The sequence below is a fragment of the Moraxella sp. E33BD genome, from assembly GCF_041807865.1.
In the GTDB taxonomy this organism is placed as follows: Bacteria; Pseudomonadota; Gammaproteobacteria; order Pseudomonadales; family Moraxellaceae; genus Moraxella; species Moraxella haemolytica.
Map to the genome: position 1 here is coordinate 24,462 of NZ_JBGTZD010000014.1, position 25,633 is coordinate 50,094.

Here is a 25,633-nt window from a genome sequence, read left to right on the forward strand (position 1 = left end):
AAACTTTGACTTAAAAACTGTGTTCTACACTAGGGAATGAACCGTCCTTGACCGACCGATGATAATTAACAAACGCTCCTAAAATATCGCCTGTCGTATTGCCATCATCCTTTAAGAAGTCTTTAACAAATCTAGCAGGCTTGCGAGTATGCACGCCCAACATATCGTGCATCACAAGCACCTGACCATCTGTACCTGCACCTGCCCCAATACCGATAACAGGCACGGCAAACTGCTGAGTAACGATTGTAGCAAGGCTTGCAGGCACACATTCAAGCAAAATGATGCTCGCCCCTGCATTGACTAAAATCTCACAATCTTTAATAAGTCTATCCGCTTGCTCATCTGTCTTGCCTTGTACCTTATATCCGCCAAAGACATTAACCGACTGTGGTGTCAATCCTAAATGCACGCAGGTTGGCACACCGTTTTTGGCAAGAATCTCAACAATGGGTGCAAGCTCACTACCACCTTCAATCTTGACAACATTCGCCCCCGCCTGCATCACCGCACGACTGCTGACAATCGCATCATGAATCGTGGCATAGCTCATGAATGGCAAATCAGTCAAAATCAAGGCATGCTGATTGGCTCGTGCGACATTGGCGGTATGATAGACCATATCTGCCACCGTAACAGGCAAAGTAGAGGCCTGTCCTTGCACCACCATACCCAAGCTATCACCAACCAAAATCGCATCAATCTTAGCAAGTTCCATCAGATGGGCAAAAGACGCATCGTAGCAGGTCAAGCAACTAAACTTTTCGCCAGTTTTTTTAAATTTGGTTAGGGTGGATAAGGTAGTAGGAACTGTTGGTTTTTCGGCTAAGTAGGTCATATTATTTTTCTTGTTTTATCAATCCGTCATGACAAGAAGCGATGGGCAGTTCGGCAATTTTGATATCACCAATCACAAGGCTAGGGTCCAACTCAAGCAGTGGAATAACCACAAAATTTCTTAGCAAAATCTCTTTATGTGGCACAATTAAGCGTTCATTATGAATTATCTCATCGCCATACAGCAAGACATCTACATCAAGCGAGCGTTCACCCCAGCGTCTTAGCCGTACTCGCCCTGCACTATTTTCTAGAGCTTGACAAACATCAAGTAGCTCAAGTGGGGCAAGCGTAGTCTTAGCAGACAACACCGCATTAACAAAATCAGGCTGGTCGGTAACGCCATAAGCCTTTGATGAATACAACGATGACAACCTGACATCACAAAAACGCTCATCGGTCAGCAGGGCATCACGCACCGCCAAAATGTGGCTGATTGGGTCACCCAATTCATTAGCAATGTTGCCACCAAGCCCCAAATAAATCCGTACCATCTCCGTCATGATTGCACCCATTAGTCCTGCAATCGTGGTTTGGCGTTGGGTTTTTTGCGTTTTTTGGATTTGGTGGTTTTGTCGTTAGCACTGGCTTTTTTGGGCTGTTGTGTCTGCTTGGATTTTGGTTTGGCAGACTTCGCAGGCTGACCACTGACATCTGACTCAGTCAATCCAAGCAGCTTATCTTTGATGGATAATAGCGATGATGGCTGACGCTTACGGTAGCGGCGAGCAGGAATGTATGGCTCATCATTATTGAGTAGTTTTAAAAATTCTGCTTGCGTATAATTCACCTGCTCAAAAGTCGGCACAATCACCTCACGCAGGCGAGGCGTGGCTTTTTGGTCTTTTGGTAAAAACTCATCAAGGTTTTTGGCGACAAAGAGTGGCTTGCGAACCTGTGTCTGATCAGTTTCATCATACTCAGATGCTGATAACTGCTGTAGTTGTAACAGCTCATCATTCATGCCACTTCTTTGGCGGCGGCGTGATGGGGTGCCTGCAGTGCTACCACCATTGGCAAAAGCCTCAATCATCTGTGCTTTTTGGATAGCATCTGCATCTTGATAAGCCTGCCACCACTTGCCCATACCATTGGTCGACTCGGACAGTTCATGCTTATCATGCGCCTCTCTTACAACCAAAAAATCAAACGCCGCACGGAACTTGGCGTGACGCTCAAGAGTAGCAATATCACGCACACGAGGATTGGCAAGTTTGGGCTGCATTAGCCAAATACTTGTGATAAATTCTTCAGCAAATTTTGGAATGGCGGTTTTTAGACGCTGAGCGTCAATGACCTTGGCAGCAGATTTTTGCTGTGCTTCATAAAAAGGCAAGCCTTTTTTCTTAAGTTTGGCAAGCTGATGCAAATAATTTTCCCACAAAAGTGCCGCATAAAAAAACGCAGGATTTACCCCTTTGCCCATATTAACACGCTTATCGGTATTATTTGCAATAGCCATCATCAATGGTGTCGGCTGTTTTGGTGCATAGGTCATCAAGCTACTCATCGCACCATGTTGAAAAAGCAGTGGCAACAGTGGGGTCAGATAACCCCCCACAAACATTTTGACCGTCTCATCATATAAGCGATGAGCAGACACCTGCTCAAGTAGCGACCAGTTAGTCTCATGAAACTGCCGTGCCAACTCATCATCAAATTCAAAGCTCAATTTCGCCTTAAATCGCAAGGCACGAAGCAGACGCACAGGGTCTTCTTCTATTCGCACTTTAGCATCGCCTAGAAGCCTTAATACACCGCTTTTAATATCAGCAGTTGCCCCACAAAAATCAAGCACTTCGCCTTTGATTGGCTGATAATATAAAGCATTAACAGAAAAATCACGACGAGCAAAGTCTTGCTCTATCGTCCCCCAGACATTATCACGAGTAATCATGCCGTCTTCGGTGGTATGTGTGTCGTCCTTAGGCGGTGCACGAAAAGTCGCCACTTCTATCATTTCACGCCCAGAATAAACATGGGCAAGCTGAAAACGCTTACCAATGATACGACAACGACCGCCAAAAACTGCCTTAATCTCATGCGGACGAGCATTCGTCACTGCATCAAAATCCTTCGGCACAAGCCCCAAAAGACTATCACGCACACCGCCCCCCACAATATACGCCTCAAAGCCCGCCTTAGTCAAGGTACTGGCCACCTCAATAATGCTGTGTGGCAAAGCCGACTTGCTCAGACCAAGTGCTTTATCGTGATGCACAACCATTTTTTGTGTTTTCTTGGTTTTTCTGCTTCGGCTTGACTTATTGGATCTACCAAAGTTCGCTGGCTGATACGCCATGCTTAACTTCTCCTTGATGGTTATAAAATATTTTTTATGATAAAACCATCTATTTTAACTGTTATTGACAAAAAAAGCGACAACCGCCTCTTTTTTATCCAAAAATGCTGCCCAAACACCCATCTGATCAATCCAAAACACTCAATCGGTGCCTGTTTTTATCCAAAATCGCTTGCCCAATACCCTTTACCTGCATCAAATCATCTACCCGCTCAAACCGTCTTATCTGTGTGCGGTACTTGATGATGCGTTCGGCAGTGGCAACACCCACCCCTTGCAGGCTAGCAAAGTCGCTGGCAGTGGCGGTGTTAATGTTGATGGGCTTAGTGCGTGGTTTTTTAATGAGTTGCTCATAGGCACTGATGGCATCAAGATAGCATTGTTCTTTGGCGGTGGCGGTAGGTGAAAGAAAAACCGTAGCAATCACGCCCATGACAAGTAAGATGTTCAATCGTGCACACATACCATCACCGCTTTTCATCAGCCTTTGCCATGTTCCAATAGTTATCCATCTCAGCCAAGTCGCTTTCTGCTAGCGTTTTGCCTTGTGCCATCAACGACTGCTCAACATAGGCAAATCGGCGTTTAAATTTACTATTAGCATCTTGCAACGCCATTTCAGCGTCAATATCTAGATGACGAGCCAGATTGGTCAGCACAAATAACACATCGCCAAGCTCGCCTGCAATCTTGTCTTTTTGGGTTTGGTTTAGCTTGTCGGTCTGATAAGCAAAATCAGGCGTGGGCAATTCGGCTTGTAACTCGCCTAGTTCCTCTTGCAATTTACCCAATACACCACCCAGATTTTCCCAATCAAAACCCACCTTAGCAGATGATTTTTGTAAATTTTGGGCTGTCATCAGTGCCGTACCTGCCCTTACCTCTGATAGCAACCGTTTTGGACGATTTTTATTTTCGGCAGCTTTAATCTCGTTCCAACGGCGTTTGACATCTTCATCTGTTTGTAGGTTTTCTTTGTCAAAGACATGGGGATGCCTGCGTATCAGCTTTTCTTGCAAGGCATGAATGACATCACCCATATCAAATCTTCCTGCTTCAGCATATAGATGAGCATGAAAGATGACCTGCAACAACACATCGCCAAGCTCACCTTTAATATCATCTGTGGCAGATGGGCTTTGGTCATCATTGCTAATTGCCTCTATGAGTTCAAAAACTTCTTCTAGGGCGTATTTTTGCAAAGATTGGTTGGTTTGTTTAGCGTCCCAAGGGCAATCGGCACGAAGGCGTTTCATGAGAGCGACAAGGTCAGTAAAATTGGGCGTAGGAGTCATGACACCATCCAAAAATAAACCCCATGATAGCACATCATGGGATTTGATAAAAGAGATACTATTGAGCCAAATCAGCAAACAACGCCGTGGATAAGTACCGCTCGCCTGATGAAGGTATCACCACCACAATCATTTTGCCTGCATTTTCAGGACGACTTACCACTTGTAGGGCTGACCAAACGGCTGCTCCTGCACTAATACCCACCAAAATCCCTTCTTTTTCTGCCATCTGGCGAGCTGTGGCAAAAGCAGAGTCTGCCGTAACCGTGATGACCTCATCATAAATTTTGGTGTTTAAAATACTTGGTACAAAACCAGGAGCCAAACCTTGTAATTTATGAGGTCCTTTTTCGCCGCCACTAAATACGGGTGAATCAGATGGCTCTACTGCGATGATTTGCACGCTTGGTTTTTTGGACTTTAATACCTCGCCCACGCCTGTAATCGTGCCACCTGTGCCGATACCTGCCACCACAATATCCACCTGTCCGTCCGTATCATTCCAGATTTCTTCGGCGGTTGTCTCACGGTGAATCTTGGGGTTGGCTAAGTTATCAAACTGGCGTGGCATAAAATAGCCGTCTTGGCTTGCCAGCTCATTTGCCTTAGCAATCGCCCCACCCATACCCTCTGATGCAGGGGTTAGCACCAGCTCTGCTCCGTATGCACGAAGCAAAGCACGGCGTTCTAAGCTCATGCTCTCTGGCATGGTGATGACAAGCTGATAACCCTTAGAAGCACACACCATGGCAAGCCCGATGCCTGTATTGCCACTCGTGGCTTCTACAATTTTGGTATTTTTGTCAATCAAGCCATCTTTTTCAGCTTCATTAATCATAGAGATGGCGATGCGGTCTTTAACCGAGCTTGCTGGGTTGAAATACTCTAGTTTAGCAACAACACGAGCAGGCAGACCTTCAGTTAGGCGGTTTAACGCCACCAAAGGCGTGTTGCCAATGAGATCTGTGATGTTCTTAGCGATATTCATGATAGGTCTCCGATATATAATAGCATAATCATCATAACAAACTTTTCTTAAAATTTATAGGCAAAAAAAGTTAAGAGTTATTCTATTTTAGAATTTTAACAACCCATCATTTTTGTTGGTAAAAACATGGTAAAATTAAACTTATTTTTATTGATAATCAGGATAACCTATGACCACTTTTGCCCCCATCTCCATCTCCTGCTTTAAAGCATATGATGTGCGTGGCGAGCTTGATGTTAATTTAGATAGCACCATTGCTTATCGCATTGGGCGTGCTTTTGCCCAGTATTTAAACAATGGCAAAGACAACCCCGCCATCGTGGTTGGTTCAGACATTCGCCCCTCTAGCGAATGCCTAAAACAATCTGTCATTGACGGCATTACAGATGCAGGTGTTAATGTCATTGACTTGGGCATGACAGGCACCGAAGAAGTTTATTTTGCCACCAGCCACTACAACGCCATCGGTGGTGTTGAAGTAACCGCAAGCCACAACCCCATCAATTACAACGGTCTAAAAATGGTGCGTGAAAACTCTCGCCCCATCAGTGCTGACACAGGTCTGGCGGACATTCGCACCATCGCCGAAAACGGTGAGTTTGTACACGCCACCAAAGGCAAAGTTAGCCTAATTACCAACAAAACCGCCTATATTGACAAGCTCATGAGCTTCACCAACACCGCCAAATTTAGCCCAAAAAAAATCGTAGTCAATAGCGGTAATGGGTCAGCAGGTCCTGTGGTTGATGATCTTGAACAGCGTCTTGGCGATAAAATTGAGATCATCAAAATACACCACACCCCAGATGGTTCATTTCCCAATGGCATTCCAAATCCCATGATTACCGCCAACCAACAAGTCACTTCACAGGCGGTCATCGCTCACAAGGCAGACTTTGGTGTGGCGTTTGATGGGGATTTTGACAGATGTTTTTTGTTTGATGAACAAGGCAGATTTATTGAAGGCTCATACATCGTAGGTATGTTGGCCGAGGTCTTTTTAAAAAAACATCAAGGTCAATCCATCGTCTATGACCCTCGTGTGATTTATAACACCCAAAACATCATCGCCAACAATGGTGGCATACCTGCCATCAGCAAATCAGGGCATTCATTCATCAAGCAAGTCATGCGTGAAACAGGGGCGATTTATGGTGGCGAAATGTCTGCCCACCATTATTTCCGTGATTTCGCCTATTGCGATAGTGGCATGATTGTCTGGCTACTTGTCATTGAGCTTTTATCGGTAACAGGTAAAACATTATCAGAGTTGGTCAACGGCTATATTGCCGATTTTCCAAGTTCAGGAGAGCTAAACTTTCGCTTGGGTGCTTTGACCGCAGATGACATTTGTGCCAAACTTGAACAAACATACAAAGAATTTCACCCCACCAAAAACACCCTAGATGGTTTGAGTCTAGATTTTGGTCATTGGCGATTCAACCTGCGTTCGTCCAATACCGAGCCACTCATTCGCCTTAATATTGAAACCAAAGGCGACTCAACGCTCCTAACAACCAAAACCGATGAGATTTTGACGCTACTAGCAGAATCTGGAGCGGTGAGTGCCGATCATTAGGTGTATGCCAGTACAATAAAAGTCCTACCAACCGCAGGACTTTTATTATTTTTTTATGGCAGATTTGTTGTTAGAGTGCATCACACCGCCAAATCTGCCAAGTCTCCTTTATCTTCTAACCACGCCTTACGATCGGACGAGCGTTTTTTTGCAAGTAGCATATCCATGACACTACTGGTGCTGCCAAAGTCATCAATATCAAGTTGCACCAAACGGCGAGTATCAGGATTCATGGTTGTCTCACGCAAATGATCAGGGTTCATCTCGCCTAAACCCTTAAAGCGGGTAATTTGTGGCTTACCCTTAGACTTGGTTTGTTTCAAGATGGCGTTTAGCTCATTATCATCTAGGGCATAATGCACATCTTTACCAATGTCTATGCGGTACAAAGGGGGCATGGCAACAAACAAATGCCCTGCTTCCACCAGCGAGCGAAAATGCTTGACAAACAATGCACAAATAAGCGTAGCAATATGCAGTCCATCCGAGTCTGCATCCGCTAGGATACAGATCTTGTCATAGCGTAATTCAGATAAATCATCAGATGCTGGATCTACGCCTATGGCGATGGCGATGTCATGAATCTCTTGACTGGATAATACGGTGTCATGCGAAACTTCCCATGTATTTAGGATTTTGCCACGCAGGGGCAAGATTGCCTGAAAATGTCTGTCTCGGGCTTGCTTAGCAGACCCACCTGCACTGTCGCCTTCCACCAAGAACAACTCTGCACCGTCTTTGAATTCACCCTTACAATCAGCCAACTTACCTGGCAAGGCAGGACCTTGGGTGATTTTTTTTCGGGCGACTTTTTGGGCAGATTTTAACCGCTTGCCTGCTTTACTGATGGCAAGCTCAGCAATCGCTTTGGCAGTGTTAGGATAAGTATTTAACCACAGACTAAACGCATCTTTAGCAAGTGCCTGCACCAGTGGCGACGCTTCACGGCTTGATAAGCGTTCTTTGGTTTGACCGCTAAACTGCGGCTCAGCAAATTTTAAGGATAAAATATAATTAACGCCGTCCCACACATCATCAGCAGTTAGGCGAACATTTCTAGGCAAAAGGCTGTGAATCTCACAAAACTCACGCAAAGCGTCCGTAATCCCTGTGCGAAGTCCATTAACATGCGTACCGCCTTGTGCTGTGGGAATAAGGTTGACATAACTTTCACAAATGGGCGTGCCAGACTCAGGCAACCACGCAATCGCAAAAGTCGCTCCACCACGCTCGCCTGCTGTCGGCTCTCCACTAAAATAAAAAGGCACCTCAGGAATGATGGCAAGCTCGCCAAGCTGTTCGGTCAAATATTGCACCACACCATCTGTGTATTGCCAGCTTTCGCTGGTATCAGGCTCGATTTCGTTGATAAAGTCAATCTTTAACCCTGCTGATAGGACGGCTTTGGCTTTTAAGTTGTGCTTTAGGGCTTTGATGGAGAACTTAGGATTATCAAAATACTGCTCATCTACCCAAAATCGCACCTGCGTGCCTCGTTTTTTCTTGATGGCAGACGGCTGATTCATCAAGGGGCTGATCGCTGTGCCATGCTCAAAATTCATCTGATACTGTATGCCATCTCGCCACACAGTAACCTCCACACGCTTGGATAAAGCATTGACCACGCTAATCCCCACGCCATGCAGACCACCAGAGATGGCGTAATTATCGGTGGAGAATTTTCCTCCTGCGTGCAGACGAGTCAAGATAAGCTCCACACCTGACTGGTTAAATTCAGGGTGAATATCGGTGGGCATACCTCGTCCGTCATCAAGCACAGATAGCGAGCCGTCAGTATGCAGGGTAACAATGATATTTTTGGCGTGTCCAGCCAACGCTTCATCCACAGAATTATCAATCACCTCTTGAGCCAAATGATTGGGGCGAGTGGTGTCGGTATACATACCAGGGCGGCGGCGGACAGGTTCTAGCCCTTCTAGGACTTCTAGGTTTTGGGTGGTGTAGCTCATATGTATTGGAATGTTATGATGAAAGAGAGTATTTTAGCCGATTTTTGATTTAATTTGAATGCTTAGTTTAACTGATTGATTTTATTTATTTTTATTATGGCGTATTATCAAAAAGACATTTTTGATATCATCATCAGACTTACACTTTGAGTAAAGCACTTGTGGGCTTATGGCATATTTTATGGGATTTATAAAATACAATCTGACAAAAAAGGAATGCAACACTACATTCCTTTTTATTTAAAAACAGGATTATAAATCCTTGACGCTACTTGGTTTTGCCTCTAGTGCCTCAGCGTTGAGCTGTTGCATGAGCGGACTTTGATGAAAATCATAAACCGCTTGTTTATTTGATTCGCTTAGCGTCTCAAATACATCGGGCAGTCGCACACCAATCCAAATCAATGCACACATCAACACCTTATCGCCCCACGAGTTGCTGTCGGCCGATAGGGGTGCTAGATTTGGCAAAGTACCTTTTAATAACTCAGTGGAGCGAGCCACAAAGGGGTGAAGCTCTTGTCCTTCTGGTGTAAATCGCTGGATTGAAAAAGCACGCACACCCTGAGCCAAAATCCCAAATGCTTTGGCAATTGAAGGCAAATCGGTGCTGTTATTGGCATAAAATTGCGGAGCAATCGCCTGAATGATGAGCATGGTCTCAGTGATGACCTCGCCTGTATCTAAGAGCAAAGCTGGCACTTGGCTGAACGAATTGACAGAGACAAGCTCTGTAGGATTATCCCAAGGCATGACAAACTTTAATGCCAAGTCCACCTGCTCTAGCTTGGCAATCATAAGTAAAATACGAGTATAAGGCGAAGTGGTGCTGATGTATAAAGTGTGCATAAAAACTCCGTGATGATTAATTAGTGAATAATAAAACCCAGTCCATCACCTGCTGAACCTGACTATCGTAGTCGCTCATGCGGTGGTCGCCCCCATCTTGGGCGGTTACACCAACACAATGGCTTTCAAAAAAATCTTTGGTAGCATCAGCATCTAATAGTTCATCACCCATTTTTAATAGAACTTTGATTTTATTAGGATGCTTGACTGTTAGGCGGTGGTTTTCAAACCAACCAAGATCGGCATATTTGATTTGCCAACCGCCAGTTGTGCGATAAATCACGCTATCATTGCTAAGATCTTTGGTGTCAAAATTATCCTGCAAAAAGCGTCTGAATGACAAATCAGGGCGTATGCTTGGGTTTAGCAGGATACATGGCGTGCCTGTCATATCAGATAACAGCGTGGCAAAATAACCCCCAAGCGATGAACCCACCAGTACGCAGTTAGGGTGGTCATTGATGAGAGCCAAGATTTTTGCTACCACCTCATCAGGTGGACAATTCAAATCAGGACGAATAGTCTCAATGCCAACTTTCTTGGCATGGTCAGCAGTGATAATGGCTTTGTTGGCGTTAGGGTCGGCATCTAGTCCGTGTAGATAGATGATGGTCATAAGTTTTTCCAAATCAACATTAAAATATTGATAAAATTAAAAAAAATTACTATAGTAATCTTTGAATAAATTTTAGATGTGCCATTATGTTACAATTTGAGCTGTTCGCCATTGATACCCCCTGTATTGGTGTCTGCACCATGAACAAAAAGGGCTACTGTATCGGTTGCCTACGCAATCGCACCGAACGCCAATCATGGCATACACTCAGCGATGGCGATAAGCATAAGATTTTGATGCTCATCACCAAAAGACGAAAACGACTGCTAGAAGCCAAACAACAAAAAAGACAAGGCGAGCTAGATTTTTGGGAAGCGATTCAACTTGAACTGACCGATTAGTCTCTTGTCCGTACCTCAAGCAGTTCAATCTCAAAGGTTAAATCACTATTTGGCGGAATGCTCCCCACCGTTCGCTCACCATAGCCAAGATGGGCGGGCACGACAAGCTGTCTTTTGCCACCAACTTTCATCGGCTCGTATTCTGACAAATCAAAGGTCAGCCCCCATTTCTCCAGTAGCTTTTTGCCCACATCACTACCTAGCACACCCAAATCCCAGCCCTTAATGACACGCCCTGTGCCAATGACGCACTCGAAGGCTTGTCCACGCTGATGCGAGCTATCAAACACCGTGCCGTCCGACAAATAGCCTGTATAATGAGCGGTAATAAGTGCCCCTCGTTCGGCTGATTTTCCTGCACCAATGACAAGGTCGGTTATTTTAAATGCAGTCATGATAACTCCCGAATAAACTCAAATCGTGGCACAGTTTGCTCACCAATTTTGATATTTTCTATAAACATCGCCAACGGTCGTACCCACACCCCATAATCACCGTATAAGGCACGATAAACAACGAGCCATTCGCCAGTTTCAGAATGACAAGCGGTGTGTAGAACCTGATAAAGATTGCCTTTATGGTGGCGGTAAATACCCAACTTTAGCTCATTCATCACGCACCCGAACCTTAGCCACCGTCTGCACGCCACACGCATCGCTCAATAAAAACACCTCACAGTTTTTTGGGCGAATGGCAAGTTCATAAGCACGAAATGCGGCCATATCCATCATGCGAAGACCATCGTCATGGAGAATCTGCCACATGAGCATACCAATCCACATACCATGCGTAAACACCACATAAGTGCCATCAGGCAACTCATCAAACATCTGTCGAACTTGACGCACACGCCCAACAAAATGCTCAAAACTGTCGCTTGCCGTACCGTCTTGATAGGCGGTATCGCCCTGCTGCCAAAACGCCTCTGCAGTAGCAACCAAATCTTCAAAAGACAAGTCTTTAATACGCTCAAAATCTAAATAATCAAACTCGTGCAACGCTTCAATCACACTTGCCGTTTGCCCTGTCGCCATCAGGTATGGCTCAGCTGTCTGAGCAGTACGCACATAATGAGAGATAAACACCCCATCAATGTGCGGTAGATGCTCACATAGCCAATCCGACAGCTCCAAAGCCTCTACCTTACCCACCTTAGTCAGGTTAATCAGAGAGTTTGGGCGAATGGCGAGCCGAGCATTAGATTCGCTTTGGGCATGGCGGACTAGATAGATTTTTTTCATAAGCATCTTGTTGATTTAAGGTGGTTTTAAAAACCCATTCATTATCATACTGCCTAGCAAACAACCAAAACCAAACAGCATGTATGATGGCAATCAGATATTTTTTCTAGCAATTCTGCTTAACCATCTTGCAACATCATCATGCAAAATTAAGCCACACTCACCCTAGCATACGCCTTTTTGCCTGCTTGTATTACAACCGTTTGCCCCACACTTAAAGCAAAAGATGCGTCCACAACTTGCCCATCGACCTTAACCGCCCCACGAGAGAGCATGTCTTTAGCTTGGGCAGAGTTTTTGGCAAGACCGGCTTGATTTAGCACTTGAGTGATGAACAACTTATCTTGACCGTCTGCCAAGTTTAACGCCACTTCTGGCAAATCAATCGGTAACTCGCCATCTGCCAAACGATTACCTGCCGATTTATGGGCATTCTCCGCACTTTCTTTATCATGGAATCGCTCAATCAATTCCAACGCCAAAATGCGTTTAATCTCTTGTGGGTTGCGACCGTTCGCCATTTCATCAAGTAGGGCATTTACTTCACTCATCGGCTTAAAACTTAGTAGCTCAAAATAACGAGCAATCAGCGTATCGGGCATTGACAGAATCTTTTGGTACATCACGCCAGCACTCTCATCAATGCCAATATAATTACCAAGCGATTTAGACATCTTGTTCACGCCGTCCAAGCCTTCTAATAAAGGCATGGTTAAGCAGACTTGAGCCTCTTTACCATAGCGACCTTGTAGGGTACGCCCCATCAGTAGGTTAAAGGTCTGGTCGGTGCCGCCAATCTCCACATCAGCATCCATCGCAATGCTGTCGTAGCCTTGTACAAGAGGGTATAAAAATTCGTGAATGGCGATGGGTGTTTGGTTGGCATATCGCTTTGAAAAATCATCTCGCTCAAGCATACGAGACACCGTAACCTGACTGGCAAGACCAATCATGTCGCCTGCTGACATTTTGGAAAACCACTCAGAGTTAAAGACGATTTTGGTTTTATCTTTATCCAAGATTTTAAAGACTTGCTCGGCATAAGTCTTGGCATTGCGTCTGACATCCTCTTCGGACAATGGCGGACGGGTGGTGTTCTTGCCTGTAGGATCACCGATACGAGCGGTATAATCACCAATCAAAAATAACACCTCATGCCCCAAATCCTGAAAATGACGCAGTTTATTTAGTACCACCGTATGCCCAAAATGCAAATCAGGGGCGGTAGGATCCATGCCGAGCTTGATACGCAAAGGGCGACCCAATGCCAATTTTTTTAATAAATCTTCTTCTGAATAAAGCTCAACCACGCCTCGTTTTAACAGTTCAAGCTGTTCTTGGGGCGGTAAAAAGTTTGACATGATACACCTATTTATAAAAATTAATTATCGCCCTAGTATAGCAAACTTTTTCTTGTGAAAGAATGCCCAAGTTGGGATTTTCTTTGCCATTGTACGCCCTTAGCTTTATAATAAGCACAGACAACTTCGCTTTTACCATTAGTGATATGCAAAATTGGCAAAAACAAGGACCCAAAAAAGCCTTATAATATCAGCACATTTTACTCAAGCAACGATTTTTCAAGGAATTTTTATGACAATCAATACTTTTTATCTACCAACATGGTTTTCGCCTAAATTGATTGCAGGTATACAGCGTGGCATTGAAAAAGAAGGACTGCGTATGCGTCCCGATGGTTTTGCCGCCAAGACCCCACACCCCACCAAACTCGGCTCTAAACTAACCCACCCTTATATCACGACCGATTATTCAGAAAATCTGCTTGAACTCATCACCGAGCCGTTCTCATCCATTAAAGAAGCCTTGGACATGCTAAGAGAACTGCATGTGCTGGTACATCGCTCATTAGATGACGAACTGATGTGGCCTCTTTCCATGCCCTGCATGACCTCAGATAATGATGAAGACATTCCACTAGCGGATTATGGCACAAGCAACATCGGTAAACTAAAAACCCTATACCGCTCAGGGCTTGGCGTGCGTTATGGCAGAAAAATGCAGACGATTGCAGGACTGCATTATAATCTGTCGGTAGGTGATGACTTGTTTAAGACTTGGTTTGATTGCCAAGATGAAAGCCTTGATTTTACCCAATTTAAAAATAACAAATACCTTGCTCTTATTCGCAACTTTAAACGCCTAACACCGCTTGTACTATACCTACTGGGGGCAAGTCCTGCAGTTTGTGCATCATTCATCAAAGGTCGCAATCATAACCTTGTTCCACTCTTTGAGGGTAGCTGTACTTATTATCAGCCTAACGGCACTAGCTTACGCATGGGCAAGCTAGGCTACACCAACAGCGTCCAAGAGGACCTAAACATCGAATACAACGACCTAGATGAATACATCAAAGGACTGCGTGCCGCCATTGGTACGCCGTTTGCCGATTTTACCGCCCTTGGTGTAGATGACGAACATGGCAATCCTCTACAGATCAATGACCACATTTTGCAAATTGAAAATGAATTTTATAGCCCCATTCGCCCAAAACAAATTACCAAATCTGGCGAAACACCGACTGCAGCCCTTGATGCTCGTGGCATCGCTTATGTGGAATTTCGTGCCATTGACCTAGACCCATACAGCGACATCGGTATTCGTATGCAGACCGCTTGTTTCTTAGAAGTACTAGCAATATACTGCCTGCTACTTGATTCGCCTGCTTTATATAAAGACGAAGAAAAACGCCTACAAGCCAATATTGACACTGTGGTCAATCACGGTCGTAGCACAGGCGTGGTCATCAAAACCGAGTCAGGCGATATGTATCTGCACGACTGGATTGTCAAACACCTAACTAATATGCAAATCATCGCCGATGCCTTCGATCATCATCATGGTGGCAATGCCTACCGTGAAGCATTGGCAATGATGCAAGGCAAGGCGACCAACCCAGAGTTTACACTCTCTGCCCAAATTGAAGCAGATAGCCGCCGCTTAGGTGGCACTTGGGAGCTGGGCAAATTGCTCGCTAAAAAACACCAAGAACAACTACAAAAACACGCTTTAAGTCAAGAGCACGAAGAACGCTTTGCTAAGCTCGCCACTGACTCCATCGCAGAACAAACCGCCATCGAACAAAAGGACAGTGTGTCATTTTATGAGTACATTCAGACTTATCGTCAGTGATTTTTTAGTTCATTTAAGAAAATTTATGGCTTATCGTCAATGCAACGCCTTGCTACTTGCCATCTGTATGGTAGGTAGCGTATTTGCCATTGGCTACCTTCAACACACCCTAGGGCTTGAACCTTACCCTTTATGCATCTTTTAGCGAATTGGGCTTTGGGTGATGGGTAGCTTTGCTTTGCTCGGACTGATTTTTAATCCAAAAAGAAAAAGCACTCGCCTAGTGCTGTGGCTAGGCTCGCTCATCGGCACGCTATGGGGAACAGCACGCCATGTTTGGCTACAACACTTACCACCCGACCAAGTACCTACCTGCGGTCCAGGGCTAAACTACTGGGTGGAAACCCTGCCCATCATGCAGGTCTTTGAGCAGGTATTAAAAGGCTCAGGGGAATGTGCCAAGATTGACTGGACTTTTTTGGGGTTATCCATTCCCATGCAGACACTGATTTTGTTGGTTCAGTTGGGCAGTATCATCAAAAAACACTCAAGCTGATTTTTAAAATTCAAACAAATCATCATCAAAATCACAAACGCCATGCACGCCAACACCATTTAACAAATAAAAAAACCGCCCTTGATAAAAAATTTGTTATAATTTGCCAAATTACCAACATTGCTATAAGGCATCATCATGCACATTCATTTTTTGGGTATCTGTGGGACTTTCATGGGGTCTCTTGCTCTGATTGCTCGTAGTCTTGGACATACCGTTACAGGCTCAGACACTGCCATTTATCCGCCCATGAGTACACAGCTTGAGCAAGCTGGCATTGAGATTTTAGAAGGTTATGATGCCGCCCATCTTAATCTTAGCCCTGATTTGGTCGTGGTGGGCAATGTCTGCAAGCGTGGCATGGAAGCGGTTGAATATATGCTAAGCCATCATCTGCCATACACTTCAGGTCCGCAGTTTCTTTGCGAGCATGTCTTACAACATCGCCATGTTCTAGCAGTGGCAGGCACGCACGGCAAGACCACAACCACGACCATGCTGTCTTGGATTTTGCAGTACGCAGGGATTGACACAGGCTTTTTAATCGGCGGCGTGCCACTTGTCAATACTGATGATGAGCGACTAAAATCCGCCTTTGCTCACAGTTCACATCTTGGCAAAGATTACTTTGTCATTGAAGCGGACGAATACGACTCTGCATTTTTTGACAAACGCTCCAAATTCGTGCATTACCGTCCAACAACTGCGATTTTAAACAACTTAGAATACGATCATGCTGACATTTTCCCTGATTTAAAGGCGATTCAGACTCAGTTTCATCACATGATTCGCATGATTCCAGCAACAGGGCAAATCATCATGCCTGCCAATACCAACAGCCTAGAAGAGACGCTTAACATGGGCGTGTGGACACCTGTATGGCGAACCAGTATTGATGGCGATTCAGATTGGCAAGCCAGCCTAATAAAAGAAGACGGCTCGCTGTTCCATGTGAAACACGGCGATGATAATGGCACGGTCAGTTGGAATATGAGTGGCACACACAATGTCCATAATGCCTTAGTTGCCATCGCTGCAGCCCATCATGTCGGCGTCAGTGTGAGCAAGGCGTGTGAAGCATTATCAAACTTCGGTGGCATAAAACGCCGCATGGAGCTGATTGGTGAGATAAATGGCATTCAAGTCTATGACGATTTCGCCCACCACCCTACCGCCATCACCACCACTCTAGACGGTGCCAAGAAAAAGCTAAACGGTCGCACCATCTGGGCAGTCATTGAGCCACGAAGTAACACCATGAAGCTTGGTAGCCACCGTGAGCAACTTGCTCCTTCTGCCTTGCTTGCTGACCATGTGCTATGGTATGAGCCTGAGAATTTGACTTGGGGACTGACCCAAGCCATCGGCAACACACCCAATCAATTAGTACTAACCAGTACCGATGCCATCATCAACCATCTGGTCAAGCACGCCAAATCAGGCGATGTCATTATCATCATGTCCAATGGTGGCTTTGAGAGCATTCATACCAGATTGCTTGATGCACTACACAAATAATCCACCTTTGATAAAGCCATCTAAAAATCCGAATGCCCAACGAAACATTCGGATTTTTTATGAACTACGATAACATTTAGGACGCTAACAATGCTCGACCTTCAAACTGCTCAAAAATCGCACGCTCATCATCACCCCATGCCATTTTTTTACCATCACTATCTGCCTTAACCATCACCGACTCAGCTGTCGCTACAATGGCAGATTGAGCAATACTATAAAACACCTTTTCAAAAACAATGCTTGTATTACCCAAACTTTTGGTACGCACACCGATAAGCAGTGTGTCAGGATAGGTAACAGGGCGTTTGTATTGGCAACTGCTTGCCGCCAAAATGGTCATGATGTCGGTGCGTGTTTGTACCATGCCTGCCGCCCGCAGATAGCTAATGCGTGCCGATTCAGCATAACGGTAAAATGCCACATTATTGAGATGATGAAAGCCATCCATCTCCCCCCAAGCCACAGGCTGTACATGTACGCTAGGGTAGTCCGCCAACTCTGATGGGCGGTCATCGCCTGTCAATATCGGCTTGAAAATTCCTTGAGCCTCAATCATTTAAACATCCGCCTTTGGTTTAAAACCTGCTGGGCGTTCATAATCACCATTATCCAAAAACAACTCTCGTTGTTCAGCAAGATATTTTTTGGCATCTTTATTCACCATACTTAGGTGCTTTTCATTGATGAGCATGGTCTGTAACTCAATCCATTCATCCCATGCTTTTTTTGAAACGGTGTTTTGGATTTCCTCACCTTTGGTATTGGGGAATGGTGGAGCAGATAATTTAGGCAACTCCTGCTTGTATTTACGACACATAACAAGGTTGGCTTTAGGGTTAAAGATTTCCATGACATTCTCCAAGTGATAAAACCGCATTATAACAAATGTAAATATTTTGGCAAAACAGCACAACGCCCATCAACATACAAATCAAACAAGATGACAAAGCCTAACAATCCAGTTTTGATACCCAAATACGCATCAAAACCTTATAACCAAGCAGTGTTCATACAAACTGTGATTTTTGATGAGTTAATCATCTAATTTTATTCTTGCCACGCTCAATCGCCTGTAACACCTGCTCTGGGGCAGTGCCGCCGATATGATTACGGGCGTTTAGTGAACCCTCTAAAGTCAAGCAATCAAAGACATCATCGCCGATAAGCGGACTAAAACCTTTTAATTCATCAAGGCTAAGCTCACTTAAGTCCACGCCTTTTGATACACCCAACGCCACCGCCGAGCCGACCACTTCATGAGCATCACGAAACGGCAAGCCTTTTTTGACGAGATAATCCGCCAAGTCAGTCGCTATGGCATAGCCTTTCATTGTGGCGGTACGCATATTTTGTTCGTTTGGCGTAATATTTGGCAACATATCAGCAAAGGCGATGAGCGAATCTGTCAGTGTATCCACACAGTCAAACAAAGGCTCTTTATCTTCTTGGTTATCTTTGTTGTACGCTAGGGGCTGATTTTTCATGAGCGTAAGCAAGGTGGTGAGCTGTCCGAATACACGGGCGGTCTTGCCACGCACAAGCTCTGGTACATCGGGGTTTTTCTTTTGGGGCATGATGGATGAGCCAGTGCAAAAGCGGTCAGGAATATGAATAAAACCAAACTGTGCCGACATCCACAAAATCAACTCTTCACTCATGCGAGATAGGTGCATCATCAAGATACTGGCGTTGGCAGTAAATTCAATGGCAAAATCACGATCAGAAACCGCATCTAGCGAGTTCTCACAAATCCCCTCAAAACCTAGCAACTGTGCGGTCAATGTGCGGTCAATCGGATAAGTCGTTCCCGCTAAAGCTGCTGAGCCTAATGGCATTTGATTGATGCGTTTGCGAGTTTCAACAAATCGCTCGCTATCACGACTAAGCATTTCAAACCACGCCATGACATGATGAGCAAAACTGACAGGTTGGGCAGTTTGTAGATGAGTGAAACCAGGCATGATGGTATGGGTGTGGCGACTTGCCAAATCAAGCAATCCATGTTGCAATTTGCCAATCAAACCGACAATCTTATCAGTTTCATCACGCAGATATAGACGAATGTCTGTCGCCACTTGGTCGTTTCGGCTACGACCTGTATGTAGCTTTTTGCCAACATCACCAATCAAGGCGGTCAGACGACTCTCCACATTCATGTGAACATCCTCTAGCTCCACACGCCATTTAAACTCACCACGCTCAATTTCGCCTTGAATTTGGGTCAAACCCTCCACAATTTGACGACTTTCATCCTTAGTGATGATACCACATTGCCCCAACATGGTAGCATGAGCAATAGAGCCTTGTATGTCCTGATGTGCCATGCGTTTGTCAAAACTCACAGAAGCGGTAAATTCTGCCACAAATTTATCAGTAGCCTCGCTAAAGCGTCCGCCCCACATACTAGAAGTGTTATTAGTCATGGTATTGCCTTATCATTTATTGATGGATAATAGAATTGGTCAATGATAAATTATAGCACAGCCCACATACAAATATCGGCACGAATATGGGAAAATTCATACAAAAATGCTATGATAGCCCCAATTTATCCGCCTTAACCACCCATGATTCTTCTGCTCATCAGCACACACGCCCCACTCATTCGCCATGCACGCCAATTAGCAAGCGATGACGCTCACACACTCATCACAGCTAGCACCGTAACAGGTGCCGTCAAAGCCTGCAAGCTACATCAGCCAGTCATTATTCTGCTAGACATTGATAGCGTTGATGTCTTATCTTTTGTGCAACAATTAAGTGTTCTGTACCGCCACAGCACTCAGCCTACTCTTATTATCCTAAGCCAAGTGGCACAGCCCTGTGATGGGGTGTTAGAGCTTGGCATTGGTGGTTTTACTCGCTATGATGATACCCAGATGCCACCACTTGCATCACTCATCAGCCATGCACAAAGACCAACTTTAGCTCAGATTCCACCCCAACAATCTGCCATCATTATTCGGAGCCATCGTGGCAATGAACGCATTTTGATTGATGATATTTGGTATTGCCAAGCCGAACAAAAATACACCAAAATACACCACAGACACGGCATCACACTCACTGACAAAACCCTAAAATCACTTGAGACCACTTATTCTAACGATTTGATTCGTATTCATCGGCACACCCTAGTTGGCATTCGCCACATTCAGCAAATCAGCTCTGCCAATGGTCACAAGTCATACAATAACAGTCGCCATGACAATAATCATGACGGCGACAAACCGCAAGATAAACACTGGCTATTGCTCTACCCCCTTGATGAGCCATTTGCCATCTCCAGACGCTGCCTGCCCAAGCTAAGATTAAGATTGTCAGACTTGATAAACTCCCAACAAACAACCAATGTGCCACCATGACATCACCATGATTTAATCAAAAACTGATGGGCAGGCTCCAAACCCACACCAAGCCACCAAAAGCCATTTGCCCAAATGCGATTATTATGGTTAAATATTAACAGTTTTTAAACTTTAATCTTTCAAATATCAGACCGCCCAAAGAACAGCGACTCAATATGAACACTTCAATAACTAATCCAGAAATAACCATTCCAGACACCCTAACTATCGCCACTCGCCAATCGCCACTGGCACTATGGCAAGCTCATTTTGTCAAAACCACCCTAGAGACACTCTATCCAACCATGAAGGTTGAGCTACTAGAAATGGTAACTAAGGGTGATAAAATCCTAGACACTCCGCTTGCCAAAATCGGTGGTAAGGGTCTGTTTGTCAAAGAACTAGAGACCGCTCTATACGAAAAGCGTGCCGACATCGCTGTGCATTCACTAAAAGATGTACCAATGGTGCTACCAGAAGGGCTGACTTTAGGAGCTTATCTCGAACGACACACGCCGACAGATGCCTTCGTGTCAAATACATATGAGTGCTTGGACGACTTACCCAATGGGGCAGTTTTAGGCACATCAAGCCTACGCCGTGAATGTCAAATTGCTCACGCCTATCCGCATCTCAACATCAAATCCCTGCGTGGTAATGTTGGCACTCGCTTAGCCAAACTTGATGCCGGCGAATACGATGCCATTATCCTAGCCACCAGTGGGCTTGAGCGATTAGAACTGCACGAACGCATCCGCCATGAGTTAGACGACAGCCTAAGCCTGCCTGCGGTCGGTCAAGGAGCATTAGCGATTGAATGTCGATCTGATGATGAGATGATTTTACAATTACTTAGCGTACTAAACCACCCATCAACTCGCCTGTGCGTTCTTGCCGAGCGTGCCATGAATCGCACCCTTGAAGGAGGCTGTCAAGTACCGATTGCAGGCTTTGCCACCATCTCTGGCGACACCCTAACGCTACGAGGGCGTGTGGGTAGTATTGATGGCAAAACTCTCCTAAAAAGCGAAGGTTGTATCACCCTTACTCACAGTAGTGATGATGAGCTTACCGCTGAAAGGTTGGGTGAAAGTCTTGCCAAAGACCTGCTTTGCCAAGGTGCAGACGCCATCTTAAAAGAAGTCTATGGTAAATAAACCATTATTCATCAACACTCGCCCCATCCATCGAAGCCATGAGTTAAATCAGCTTGGTGATGGTTGCGTGCAAATGGTCAACCTACCCTTGCTTGCCATTAACGACTTATCGCCAAACGCTCAAGAACAAGCTATGCTTGATGCCCTGATGAATGGGGTCTATCAAGCCTTAGTCGTTACCAGTGCTGAGGCTGCCAAGCGTGCCATCAGTCATCTAAGGACGCTAGGGCATCAGCACGCAGATGATTTGCCCAAACTTATTGCCACACCCACCATCGCTGTAGGCAAGGCGACCGCTAAGGCATTGTATGACTTTGGCTTATCTGTCGCTCTCCCCACCATCGCCAACAACGAAGGTATGCTAGCAATGCCAGTAATTGATAAATTGCAGGCAGGGGATAAAATACTCATCTGGCGTGGGGTCGGTGGTCGCAGGCTATTGCACGACACACTGGCAGGCAGGGGCGTACAAGTGGATGCAATGGCGTGGTATGAACGAGTCGCTCCCCATGATTTGGCACAAAATTATCACGCCATCGCCCCACAACTGGCTTATGCCAACACCCACAATATACCCATTTTTATGCTCATCGCCAGTCAAATGGCATTTGAGCATTGGCAAAACTTAGACAGTCCTTTTGCCAACAACATCCATTATCTGACGCTTGGCGTACGACTATTTGACATTGTCAAATCCGCCAGCCCTACCACCTGCGTACATCTGATTGATGAATTGAGCAGCAATCATCTTAAAAAGGTTATTGCAGATATTCACAAAAGTGTTTTATCATCTTAAAAACAAACCAAGCACAAGCCCATCTGATATCAACCAACTATCCTTACAAGTTTTGCACCATAAATACCGCCACAAGTGGTGAGTCGGTCTGCTTTGCTTAAAAATCATCTTTTTAAGCAACAACTACAAACAAAAAACCCTGCGTCATTTTAGAATAATTTAACCAATACGGCTTGAAATTTTACACCACAACCTTTATCAATAAGAAAAATTTAACCCAATCGGAGGACGCCATGAACGAACAAGAACAAACCCAAGGCCCAATCTTAAATGACAACCAAGAAAAGCCAGAATCAAACGAGACAGACGAGCTTGCCAAACTGACCGCAACCATTGAGACACTAGAAAACGAAGTCAAAGAAGCTAAAGAAGCCGCCGCTCGTGCCAATGCCGAATCCTACAATGCCCAACGCCGTATGGAGCAAGAAACCGATAAGGCCAAAAAATTTGCCCTACAAAAATTCGCCAAAGAGCTACTTGATGTCGTAGATAACCTAGAGCGTGGACTTGAAGCAAGCGAAAAATCAGGTGCCGATGAGAGCGTACTAGAAGGTCTAAAGCTCACTCATAAATCTTTGCTTAGCGTCCTTGAGAAAAATGGCGTGGTAGCAGTAGGTGAAGTTGGTGAGACTTTCAACCCCGACTTACACGAAGCGGTAGGCATCTTCCCTGATGCAGACAAAGACACCATTGGGCAAGTGCTACAAAAAGGCTACACCTTAAATGAACGCACATTAAGACCTGCAATGGTACTGGTGGGAGCATAATTCCGCTGTAGATACTCGCCATTGCATCAGGCTGAGCTTATCTTATATTGAGTACTGATTGCTACAGCCAACCATAAATGGTGTTTCTTTTATGGATTTTGTTTTAAATTTCAATGGCTTAAAACAAAATTTTTATAAAAATTTTTGAAAAATTTGTCAATTTTTCTCTTGAAAATAAAAATTTGACACAAATATATAAGACAAATTTGGCAAAACTCATTCACTGCCAAAATCAACTAACAAATCGGAGAAGAATCATGAGTAAAGTCATCGGTATTGACTTAGGTACTACCAACTCTTGTGTGGCCGTTCTAGAAAATGGTAATGTAAAAGTCATTGAAAATGCAGAAGGTGCTAGAACCACACCATCTATCGTTGCATTTAAAGACGGTGAAACACTGGTTGGTCAATCTGCCAAACGCCAAGCAGTTACCAACCCACAAAACACTCTATTTGCCGTAAAACGCCTAATCGGTCGTCGTTATGACGAACAAGCAGTACAAAAAGACATCGGTCTTGTACCTTACAAAATCGTTAAAGCCGACAACGGCGATGCGTGGGTAGAGGTCAATGGTAAAAAACAAGCTCCACCACAAATCTCTGCCGAAGTCTTGAAAAAAATGAAAAAGACTGCCGAAGACTATCTTGGCGAGAGTGTAACCGAAGCGGTGGTGACTGTGCCTGCTTATTTTAACGACGCTCAGCGTCAAGCCACCAAAGATGCAGGACGAATTGCAGGACTTGATGTTAAACGAATCATCAACGAGCCAACCGCTGCTGCTCTTGCTTTCGGTCTTGACAAAAAAGGCGGAGACCGCACGATTACTGTCTATGACTTAGGTGGTGGTACATTTGATGTGTCTATCATTGAGATTGCCGATGTAGATGGCGAGCAACAGTTTGAGGTTTTAGCGACTAATGGCGACACCTTCTTAGGTGGTGAGGACTTTGACATTGCCTTGATTGACTACCTTGTAGAAGAGTTCAAAAAAGAACAAAATGTCAATCTAAAAGGCGATCCGCTAGCCATGCAACGCCTAAAAGAAGCTGCCGAAAAAGCCAAAATTGAACTGTCAAGCTCAACTTCTACCGAAGTGAACTTACCTTATATCACCGCCGATGCCACAGGTCCTAAGCACTTGGTAGTCACCATCAGCCGTGCCAAACTAGAAGCCCTAACCGAAGAGCTTGTGGCTCGCACCATCGCTCCTTGCAAGATTGCCCTAGAAGACGCAGGTCTATCAGCGAGCGACATTGATGATGTCATCTTGGTTGGTGGTCAAAGCCGTATGCCATTGGTTCAACAAAAAGTACAAGAATTTTTTGGCAAAGAGCCTCGTAAAGACATTAACCCTGACGAAGCGGTGGCTATCGGTGCTGCCATTCAAGGTGCGGTACTCTCTGGCGACAAAAAAGATGTCTTGCTACTTGATGTTACACCACTAACATTGGGTATTGAGACCATGGGCGGTGTGATGACAGCCATCATTGAGAAAAACACAATGATTCCTACCAAAAAATCACAAGTGTTCTCAACCGCTGCCGACAACCAACCAGCGGTAAGCATTCAGGTGTATCAAGGCGAGCGTAAAATTGCCAACCAAAACAAACTGTTGGGCAACTTTGACCTAACCGATATTCCGCCAGCACCCCGTGGCGTGCCACAGATTGAAGTTACCTTTGACATCAACGCCGATGGTATTATGAATATCTCAGCCAAAGACAAAGGCACTGGCAAATCACAATCTATCCAAATCAAAGCCGACAGCGGTTTGACGGATGAAGAGATTGAACAAATGGTGCGTGATGCTGAAGCCAATGCTGAAGCGGACAAGAAATTTGCCGAGCTTGCAGATGCACGCAATGAAGCAGATGGTCGCATCAGTGCGGTGCAAAAAGCCCTAAAAGAAAATGGCGATAAAGCCACCGATGAAGAAAAACAAGCGGTAGAAACAGCAATCAGCGAGCTAGAAATTGCAACCAAAGAAGATGATGTGGACGCAATCAAAGCCAAGCTAGAAGCCCTTGATAACGCATTCTTGCCAATCGGCACGAAGATTTATAGCCAAGAGCAAGGCGGTGCAGGTGCGGACGCAGGTCAAGCACAGCAACAAGCCAAACCTGCTGATGACGGCGTGGTAGATGCTGAGTTTACCGAAGTTAAAGATGATAAATAATCTTTAGTCGTTAGGCAAAAACGAAACACCGCTCAATTTGATTGGGCGGTGTTTTTTCGTGTGGCGATATGGATTTTGAACCGCACCCCAAAAGTTAGACACTCTAACCTTTGGGGTGCTTTTCTATGGCAAAATACACAACCAACTTTAAGTTGTCTGCAATAGCATATTATCAGGGCAGACACAGCTACAAACAAACTG

General features: G+C 44.9%; 25 protein-coding genes and 1 pseudogene. 10 read left to right on the forward strand and 16 right to left on the reverse strand.

Annotated features, from left to right (window positions below; all coding sequences use genetic code 11):
* Positions 1 to 10: 10 nt before the first annotated feature.
* The 6 genes from panB to cysK all read right to left on the reverse strand — a co-directional run bounded on the left by panB (position 11) and on the right by cysK (position 5,422).
* On the reverse strand, positions 11 to 838 hold the full coding sequence (gene panB, locus ACERC6_RS09040; protein WP_373628792.1) for a 3-methyl-2-oxobutanoate hydroxymethyltransferase: 828 nt from the start codon (positions 836 to 838) through the stop codon (positions 11 to 13).
* A gap of 1 nt (position 839) precedes the next feature.
* The gene (gene folK, locus ACERC6_RS09045) at positions 840 to 1,331 is read right to left on the reverse strand and encodes a 2-amino-4-hydroxy-6-hydroxymethyldihydropteridine diphosphokinase (protein ID WP_373628807.1); all 492 of its coding nucleotides are present in this window, start codon (positions 1,329 to 1,331) and stop codon (positions 840 to 842) included.
* A 20-nt stretch (positions 1,332 to 1,351) separates the two neighbouring features.
* A complete protein-coding gene (gene pcnB / locus ACERC6_RS09050; RefSeq protein ID WP_373628806.1) occupies positions 1,352 to 3,064 on the reverse strand; it encodes a polynucleotide adenylyltransferase PcnB in 1,713 nt (570 codons plus the stop codon).
* Positions 3,065 to 3,266: 202 nt separating this feature from the next.
* Positions 3,267 to 3,620: a ComEA family DNA-binding protein gene (locus ACERC6_RS09055; RefSeq protein ID WP_284673595.1), complete on the reverse strand. Its 354-nt coding sequence runs from the start codon at positions 3,618 to 3,620 to the stop codon at positions 3,267 to 3,269.
* Positions 3,607 to 4,434 (reverse strand): nucleoside triphosphate pyrophosphohydrolase, encoded by an 828-nt coding sequence (gene mazG / locus ACERC6_RS09060; RefSeq protein WP_373628791.1) that lies wholly within the window; start codon positions 4,432 to 4,434, stop codon positions 3,607 to 3,609. The genes ACERC6_RS09055 and mazG overlap by 14 nt, the downstream gene beginning before the upstream one ends.
* A 58-nt stretch (positions 4,435 to 4,492) precedes the next feature.
* Entirely contained in the window at positions 4,493 to 5,422 is a 930-nt protein-coding gene (cysK, locus tag ACERC6_RS09065; RefSeq protein ID WP_373628790.1) for a cysteine synthase A, read from the reverse strand.
* Between the two features lie 169 nt (positions 5,423 to 5,591).
* On the opposite strand from cysK, the gene ACERC6_RS09070 reads away from it, so the two are divergent.
* On the forward strand, positions 5,592 to 7,001 hold the full coding sequence (locus ACERC6_RS09070; protein WP_373628789.1) for a phosphomannomutase CpsG: 1,410 nt from the start codon (positions 5,592 to 5,594) through the stop codon (positions 6,999 to 7,001).
* 80 nt (positions 7,002 to 7,081) lie between these two features.
* Here the strand turns inward: ACERC6_RS09070 and parE are convergent, their stop codons facing one another.
* From parE to ACERC6_RS09085, 3 genes are all read right to left on the reverse strand, one after another.
* Complete coding sequence (gene parE, locus ACERC6_RS09075) at positions 7,082 to 8,971, reverse strand: DNA topoisomerase IV subunit B (protein ID WP_373628788.1); 1,890 nt, start codon at positions 8,969 to 8,971, stop codon at positions 7,082 to 7,084.
* 252 nt (positions 8,972 to 9,223) lie between these two features.
* The gene (locus ACERC6_RS09080) at positions 9,224 to 9,820 is read right to left on the reverse strand and encodes a glutathione S-transferase (protein WP_284673609.1); all 597 of its coding nucleotides are present in this window, start codon (positions 9,818 to 9,820) and stop codon (positions 9,224 to 9,226) included.
* Positions 9,821 to 9,836: 16 nt separating this feature from the next.
* On the reverse strand, positions 9,837 to 10,436 hold the full coding sequence (locus ACERC6_RS09085) for a YqiA/YcfP family alpha/beta fold hydrolase (protein WP_373628787.1): 600 nt from the start codon (positions 10,434 to 10,436) through the stop codon (positions 9,837 to 9,839).
* 86 nt (positions 10,437 to 10,522) lie between these two features.
* Between ACERC6_RS09085 and ACERC6_RS09090 the strand changes: the two genes are divergently transcribed.
* Positions 10,523 to 10,777: a DUF1289 domain-containing protein gene (locus tag ACERC6_RS09090; RefSeq protein WP_284673616.1), complete on the forward strand. Its 255-nt coding sequence runs from the start codon at positions 10,523 to 10,525 to the stop codon at positions 10,775 to 10,777.
* Here ACERC6_RS09090 and ACERC6_RS09095 read toward each other — a convergent pair.
* The 4 genes from ACERC6_RS09095 to tyrS all read right to left on the reverse strand — a co-directional run bounded on the left by ACERC6_RS09095 (position 10,774) and on the right by tyrS (position 13,379).
* A complete protein-coding gene (locus ACERC6_RS09095; RefSeq protein ID WP_284674635.1) occupies positions 10,774 to 11,175 on the reverse strand; it encodes an FKBP-type peptidyl-prolyl cis-trans isomerase in 402 nt (133 codons plus the stop codon). The genes ACERC6_RS09090 and ACERC6_RS09095 overlap by 4 nt on opposite strands.
* The gene (locus ACERC6_RS09100; protein WP_373628786.1) at positions 11,169 to 11,390 is read right to left on the reverse strand and encodes a DUF1653 domain-containing protein; all 222 of its coding nucleotides are present in this window, start codon (positions 11,388 to 11,390) and stop codon (positions 11,169 to 11,171) included. Before ACERC6_RS09100 ends, ACERC6_RS09095 begins: the two co-directional genes overlap by 7 nt.
* Positions 11,383 to 12,018: a histidine phosphatase family protein gene (locus ACERC6_RS09105; protein WP_373628785.1), complete on the reverse strand. Its 636-nt coding sequence runs from the start codon at positions 12,016 to 12,018 to the stop codon at positions 11,383 to 11,385. Before ACERC6_RS09105 ends, ACERC6_RS09100 begins: the two co-directional genes overlap by 8 nt.
* Before the next feature lie 149 nt (positions 12,019 to 12,167).
* A complete protein-coding gene (gene tyrS, locus ACERC6_RS09110) occupies positions 12,168 to 13,379 on the reverse strand; it encodes a tyrosine--tRNA ligase (RefSeq protein WP_373628784.1) in 1,212 nt (403 codons plus the stop codon).
* 232 nt (positions 13,380 to 13,611) lie between these two features.
* Here tyrS and gshA point away from each other — a divergent pair, with 232 nt between their 5' ends.
* The 3 genes and pseudogenes from gshA (at position 13,612) to mpl (ending at position 17,185) form a co-directional block, all read left to right on the forward strand.
* A complete protein-coding gene (gene gshA / locus ACERC6_RS09115) occupies positions 13,612 to 15,171 on the forward strand; it encodes a glutamate--cysteine ligase (RefSeq protein ID WP_373628783.1) in 1,560 nt (519 codons plus the stop codon).
* Positions 15,172 to 15,196: 25 nt separating this feature from the next.
* Positions 15,197 to 15,667, forward strand: a pseudogene (locus ACERC6_RS09120) (disulfide bond formation protein B).
* Between the two features lie 138 nt (positions 15,668 to 15,805).
* A complete protein-coding gene (gene mpl / locus ACERC6_RS09125; RefSeq protein WP_373628782.1) occupies positions 15,806 to 17,185 on the forward strand; it encodes a UDP-N-acetylmuramate:L-alanyl-gamma-D-glutamyl-meso-diaminopimelate ligase in 1,380 nt (459 codons plus the stop codon).
* Positions 17,186 to 17,261: 76 nt separating this feature from the next.
* Here mpl and ACERC6_RS09130 read toward each other — a convergent pair whose 3' ends face one another.
* From ACERC6_RS09130 to argH, 3 genes are all read right to left on the reverse strand, one after another.
* Positions 17,262 to 17,744 (reverse strand): acyl-CoA thioesterase, encoded by a 483-nt coding sequence (locus tag ACERC6_RS09130; RefSeq protein ID WP_373628781.1) that lies wholly within the window; start codon positions 17,742 to 17,744, stop codon positions 17,262 to 17,264.
* Entirely contained in the window at positions 17,745 to 18,038 is a 294-nt protein-coding gene (locus ACERC6_RS09135; protein WP_373628780.1) for an oxidative damage protection protein, read from the reverse strand.
* 187 nt (positions 18,039 to 18,225) lie between these two features.
* Entirely contained in the window at positions 18,226 to 19,611 is a 1,386-nt protein-coding gene (argH, locus tag ACERC6_RS09140; protein ID WP_373628779.1) for an argininosuccinate lyase, read from the reverse strand.
* Between the two features lie 144 nt (positions 19,612 to 19,755).
* Between argH and ACERC6_RS09145 the strand changes: the two genes are divergently transcribed.
* From ACERC6_RS09145 to dnaK, 5 genes are all read left to right on the forward strand, one after another.
* Positions 19,756 to 20,553 (forward strand): LytR/AlgR family response regulator transcription factor, encoded by a 798-nt coding sequence (locus ACERC6_RS09145; RefSeq protein WP_373628778.1) that lies wholly within the window; start codon positions 19,756 to 19,758, stop codon positions 20,551 to 20,553.
* A gap of 158 nt (positions 20,554 to 20,711) precedes the next feature.
* Positions 20,712 to 21,692, forward strand: a complete 981-nt coding sequence (gene hemC, locus ACERC6_RS09150) for a hydroxymethylbilane synthase (RefSeq protein ID WP_373628777.1) — start codon at positions 20,712 to 20,714, stop codon at positions 21,690 to 21,692.
* Positions 21,682 to 22,488 carry a uroporphyrinogen-III synthase gene (locus tag ACERC6_RS09155; protein ID WP_373628776.1) on the forward strand — a complete coding sequence of 269 codons (807 nt, stop codon included), beginning with the start codon at positions 21,682 to 21,684 and terminating at the stop codon, positions 22,486 to 22,488. The genes hemC and ACERC6_RS09155 overlap by 11 nt, the downstream gene beginning before the upstream one ends.
* 197 nt (positions 22,489 to 22,685) lie before the next feature.
* Positions 22,686 to 23,255, forward strand: coding sequence for a nucleotide exchange factor GrpE (gene grpE / locus ACERC6_RS09160; protein WP_373628805.1), 570 nt, complete (start codon positions 22,686 to 22,688; stop codon positions 23,253 to 23,255).
* Positions 23,256 to 23,512: 257 nt separating this feature from the next.
* Entirely contained in the window at positions 23,513 to 25,432 is a 1,920-nt protein-coding gene (dnaK, locus tag ACERC6_RS09165; RefSeq protein ID WP_373628775.1) for a molecular chaperone DnaK, read from the forward strand.
* Positions 25,433 to 25,633 lie beyond the last annotated feature (201 nt).

Excerpts from the sequence above, each read along its gene's own strand:
- mazG (WP_373628791.1), bottom strand. The coding sequence starts at position 4,434 with ATGACTCCTACGCCCAATTTTACTGACCTTGTCGCTCTCATGAAACGC.
- folK (WP_373628807.1), bottom strand. The coding sequence starts at position 1,331 with ATGGTACGGATTTATTTGGGGCTTGGTGGCAACATTGCTAATGAATTG.
- ACERC6_RS09155 (WP_373628776.1), top strand. The coding sequence starts at position 21,682 with ATGGTAAATAAACCATTATTCATCAACACTCGCCCCATCCATCGAAGC.
- ACERC6_RS09135 (WP_373628780.1), bottom strand. The coding sequence starts at position 18,038 with ATGGAAATCTTTAACCCTAAAGCCAACCTTGTTATGTGTCGTAAATAC.
- ACERC6_RS09145 (WP_373628778.1), top strand. The coding sequence starts at position 19,756 with ATGATTCTTCTGCTCATCAGCACACACGCCCCACTCATTCGCCATGCA.
- tyrS (WP_373628784.1), bottom strand. The coding sequence starts at position 13,379 with ATGTCAAACTTTTTACCGCCCCAAGAACAGCTTGAACTGTTAAAACGA.
- cysK (WP_373628790.1), bottom strand. The coding sequence starts at position 5,422 with ATGAATATCGCTAAGAACATCACAGATCTCATTGGCAACACGCCTTTG.
- parE (WP_373628788.1), bottom strand. The coding sequence starts at position 8,971 with ATGAGCTACACCACCCAAAACCTAGAAGTCCTAGAAGGGCTAGAACCT.
- ACERC6_RS09090 (WP_284673616.1), top strand. The coding sequence starts at position 10,523 with ATGTTACAATTTGAGCTGTTCGCCATTGATACCCCCTGTATTGGTGTC.
- ACERC6_RS09100 (WP_373628786.1), bottom strand. The coding sequence starts at position 11,390 with ATGAATGAGCTAAAGTTGGGTATTTACCGCCACCATAAAGGCAATCTT.
- dnaK (WP_373628775.1), top strand. The coding sequence starts at position 23,513 with ATGAGTAAAGTCATCGGTATTGACTTAGGTACTACCAACTCTTGTGTG.
- hemC (WP_373628777.1), top strand. The coding sequence starts at position 20,712 with ATGAACACTTCAATAACTAATCCAGAAATAACCATTCCAGACACCCTA.
- gshA (WP_373628783.1), top strand. The coding sequence starts at position 13,612 with ATGACAATCAATACTTTTTATCTACCAACATGGTTTTCGCCTAAATTG.
- ACERC6_RS09085 (WP_373628787.1), bottom strand. The coding sequence starts at position 10,436 with ATGACCATCATCTATCTACACGGACTAGATGCCGACCCTAACGCCAAC.
- ACERC6_RS09105 (WP_373628785.1), bottom strand. The coding sequence starts at position 12,018 with ATGAAAAAAATCTATCTAGTCCGCCATGCCCAAAGCGAATCTAATGCT.
- ACERC6_RS09055 (WP_284673595.1), bottom strand. The coding sequence starts at position 3,620 with ATGAAAAGCGGTGATGGTATGTGTGCACGATTGAACATCTTACTTGTC.
- panB (WP_373628792.1), bottom strand. The coding sequence starts at position 838 with ATGACCTACTTAGCCGAAAAACCAACAGTTCCTACTACCTTATCCACC.
- ACERC6_RS09070 (WP_373628789.1), top strand. The coding sequence starts at position 5,592 with ATGACCACTTTTGCCCCCATCTCCATCTCCTGCTTTAAAGCATATGAT.
- ACERC6_RS09080 (WP_284673609.1), bottom strand. The coding sequence starts at position 9,820 with ATGCACACTTTATACATCAGCACCACTTCGCCTTATACTCGTATTTTA.
- argH (WP_373628779.1), bottom strand. The coding sequence starts at position 19,611 with ATGACTAATAACACTTCTAGTATGTGGGGCGGACGCTTTAGCGAGGCT.
- mpl (WP_373628782.1), top strand. The coding sequence starts at position 15,806 with ATGCACATTCATTTTTTGGGTATCTGTGGGACTTTCATGGGGTCTCTT.
- ACERC6_RS09130 (WP_373628781.1), bottom strand. The coding sequence starts at position 17,744 with ATGATTGAGGCTCAAGGAATTTTCAAGCCGATATTGACAGGCGATGAC.
- pcnB (WP_373628806.1), bottom strand. The coding sequence starts at position 3,064 with ATGGTTGTGCATCACGATAAAGCACTTGGTCTGAGCAAGTCGGCTTTG.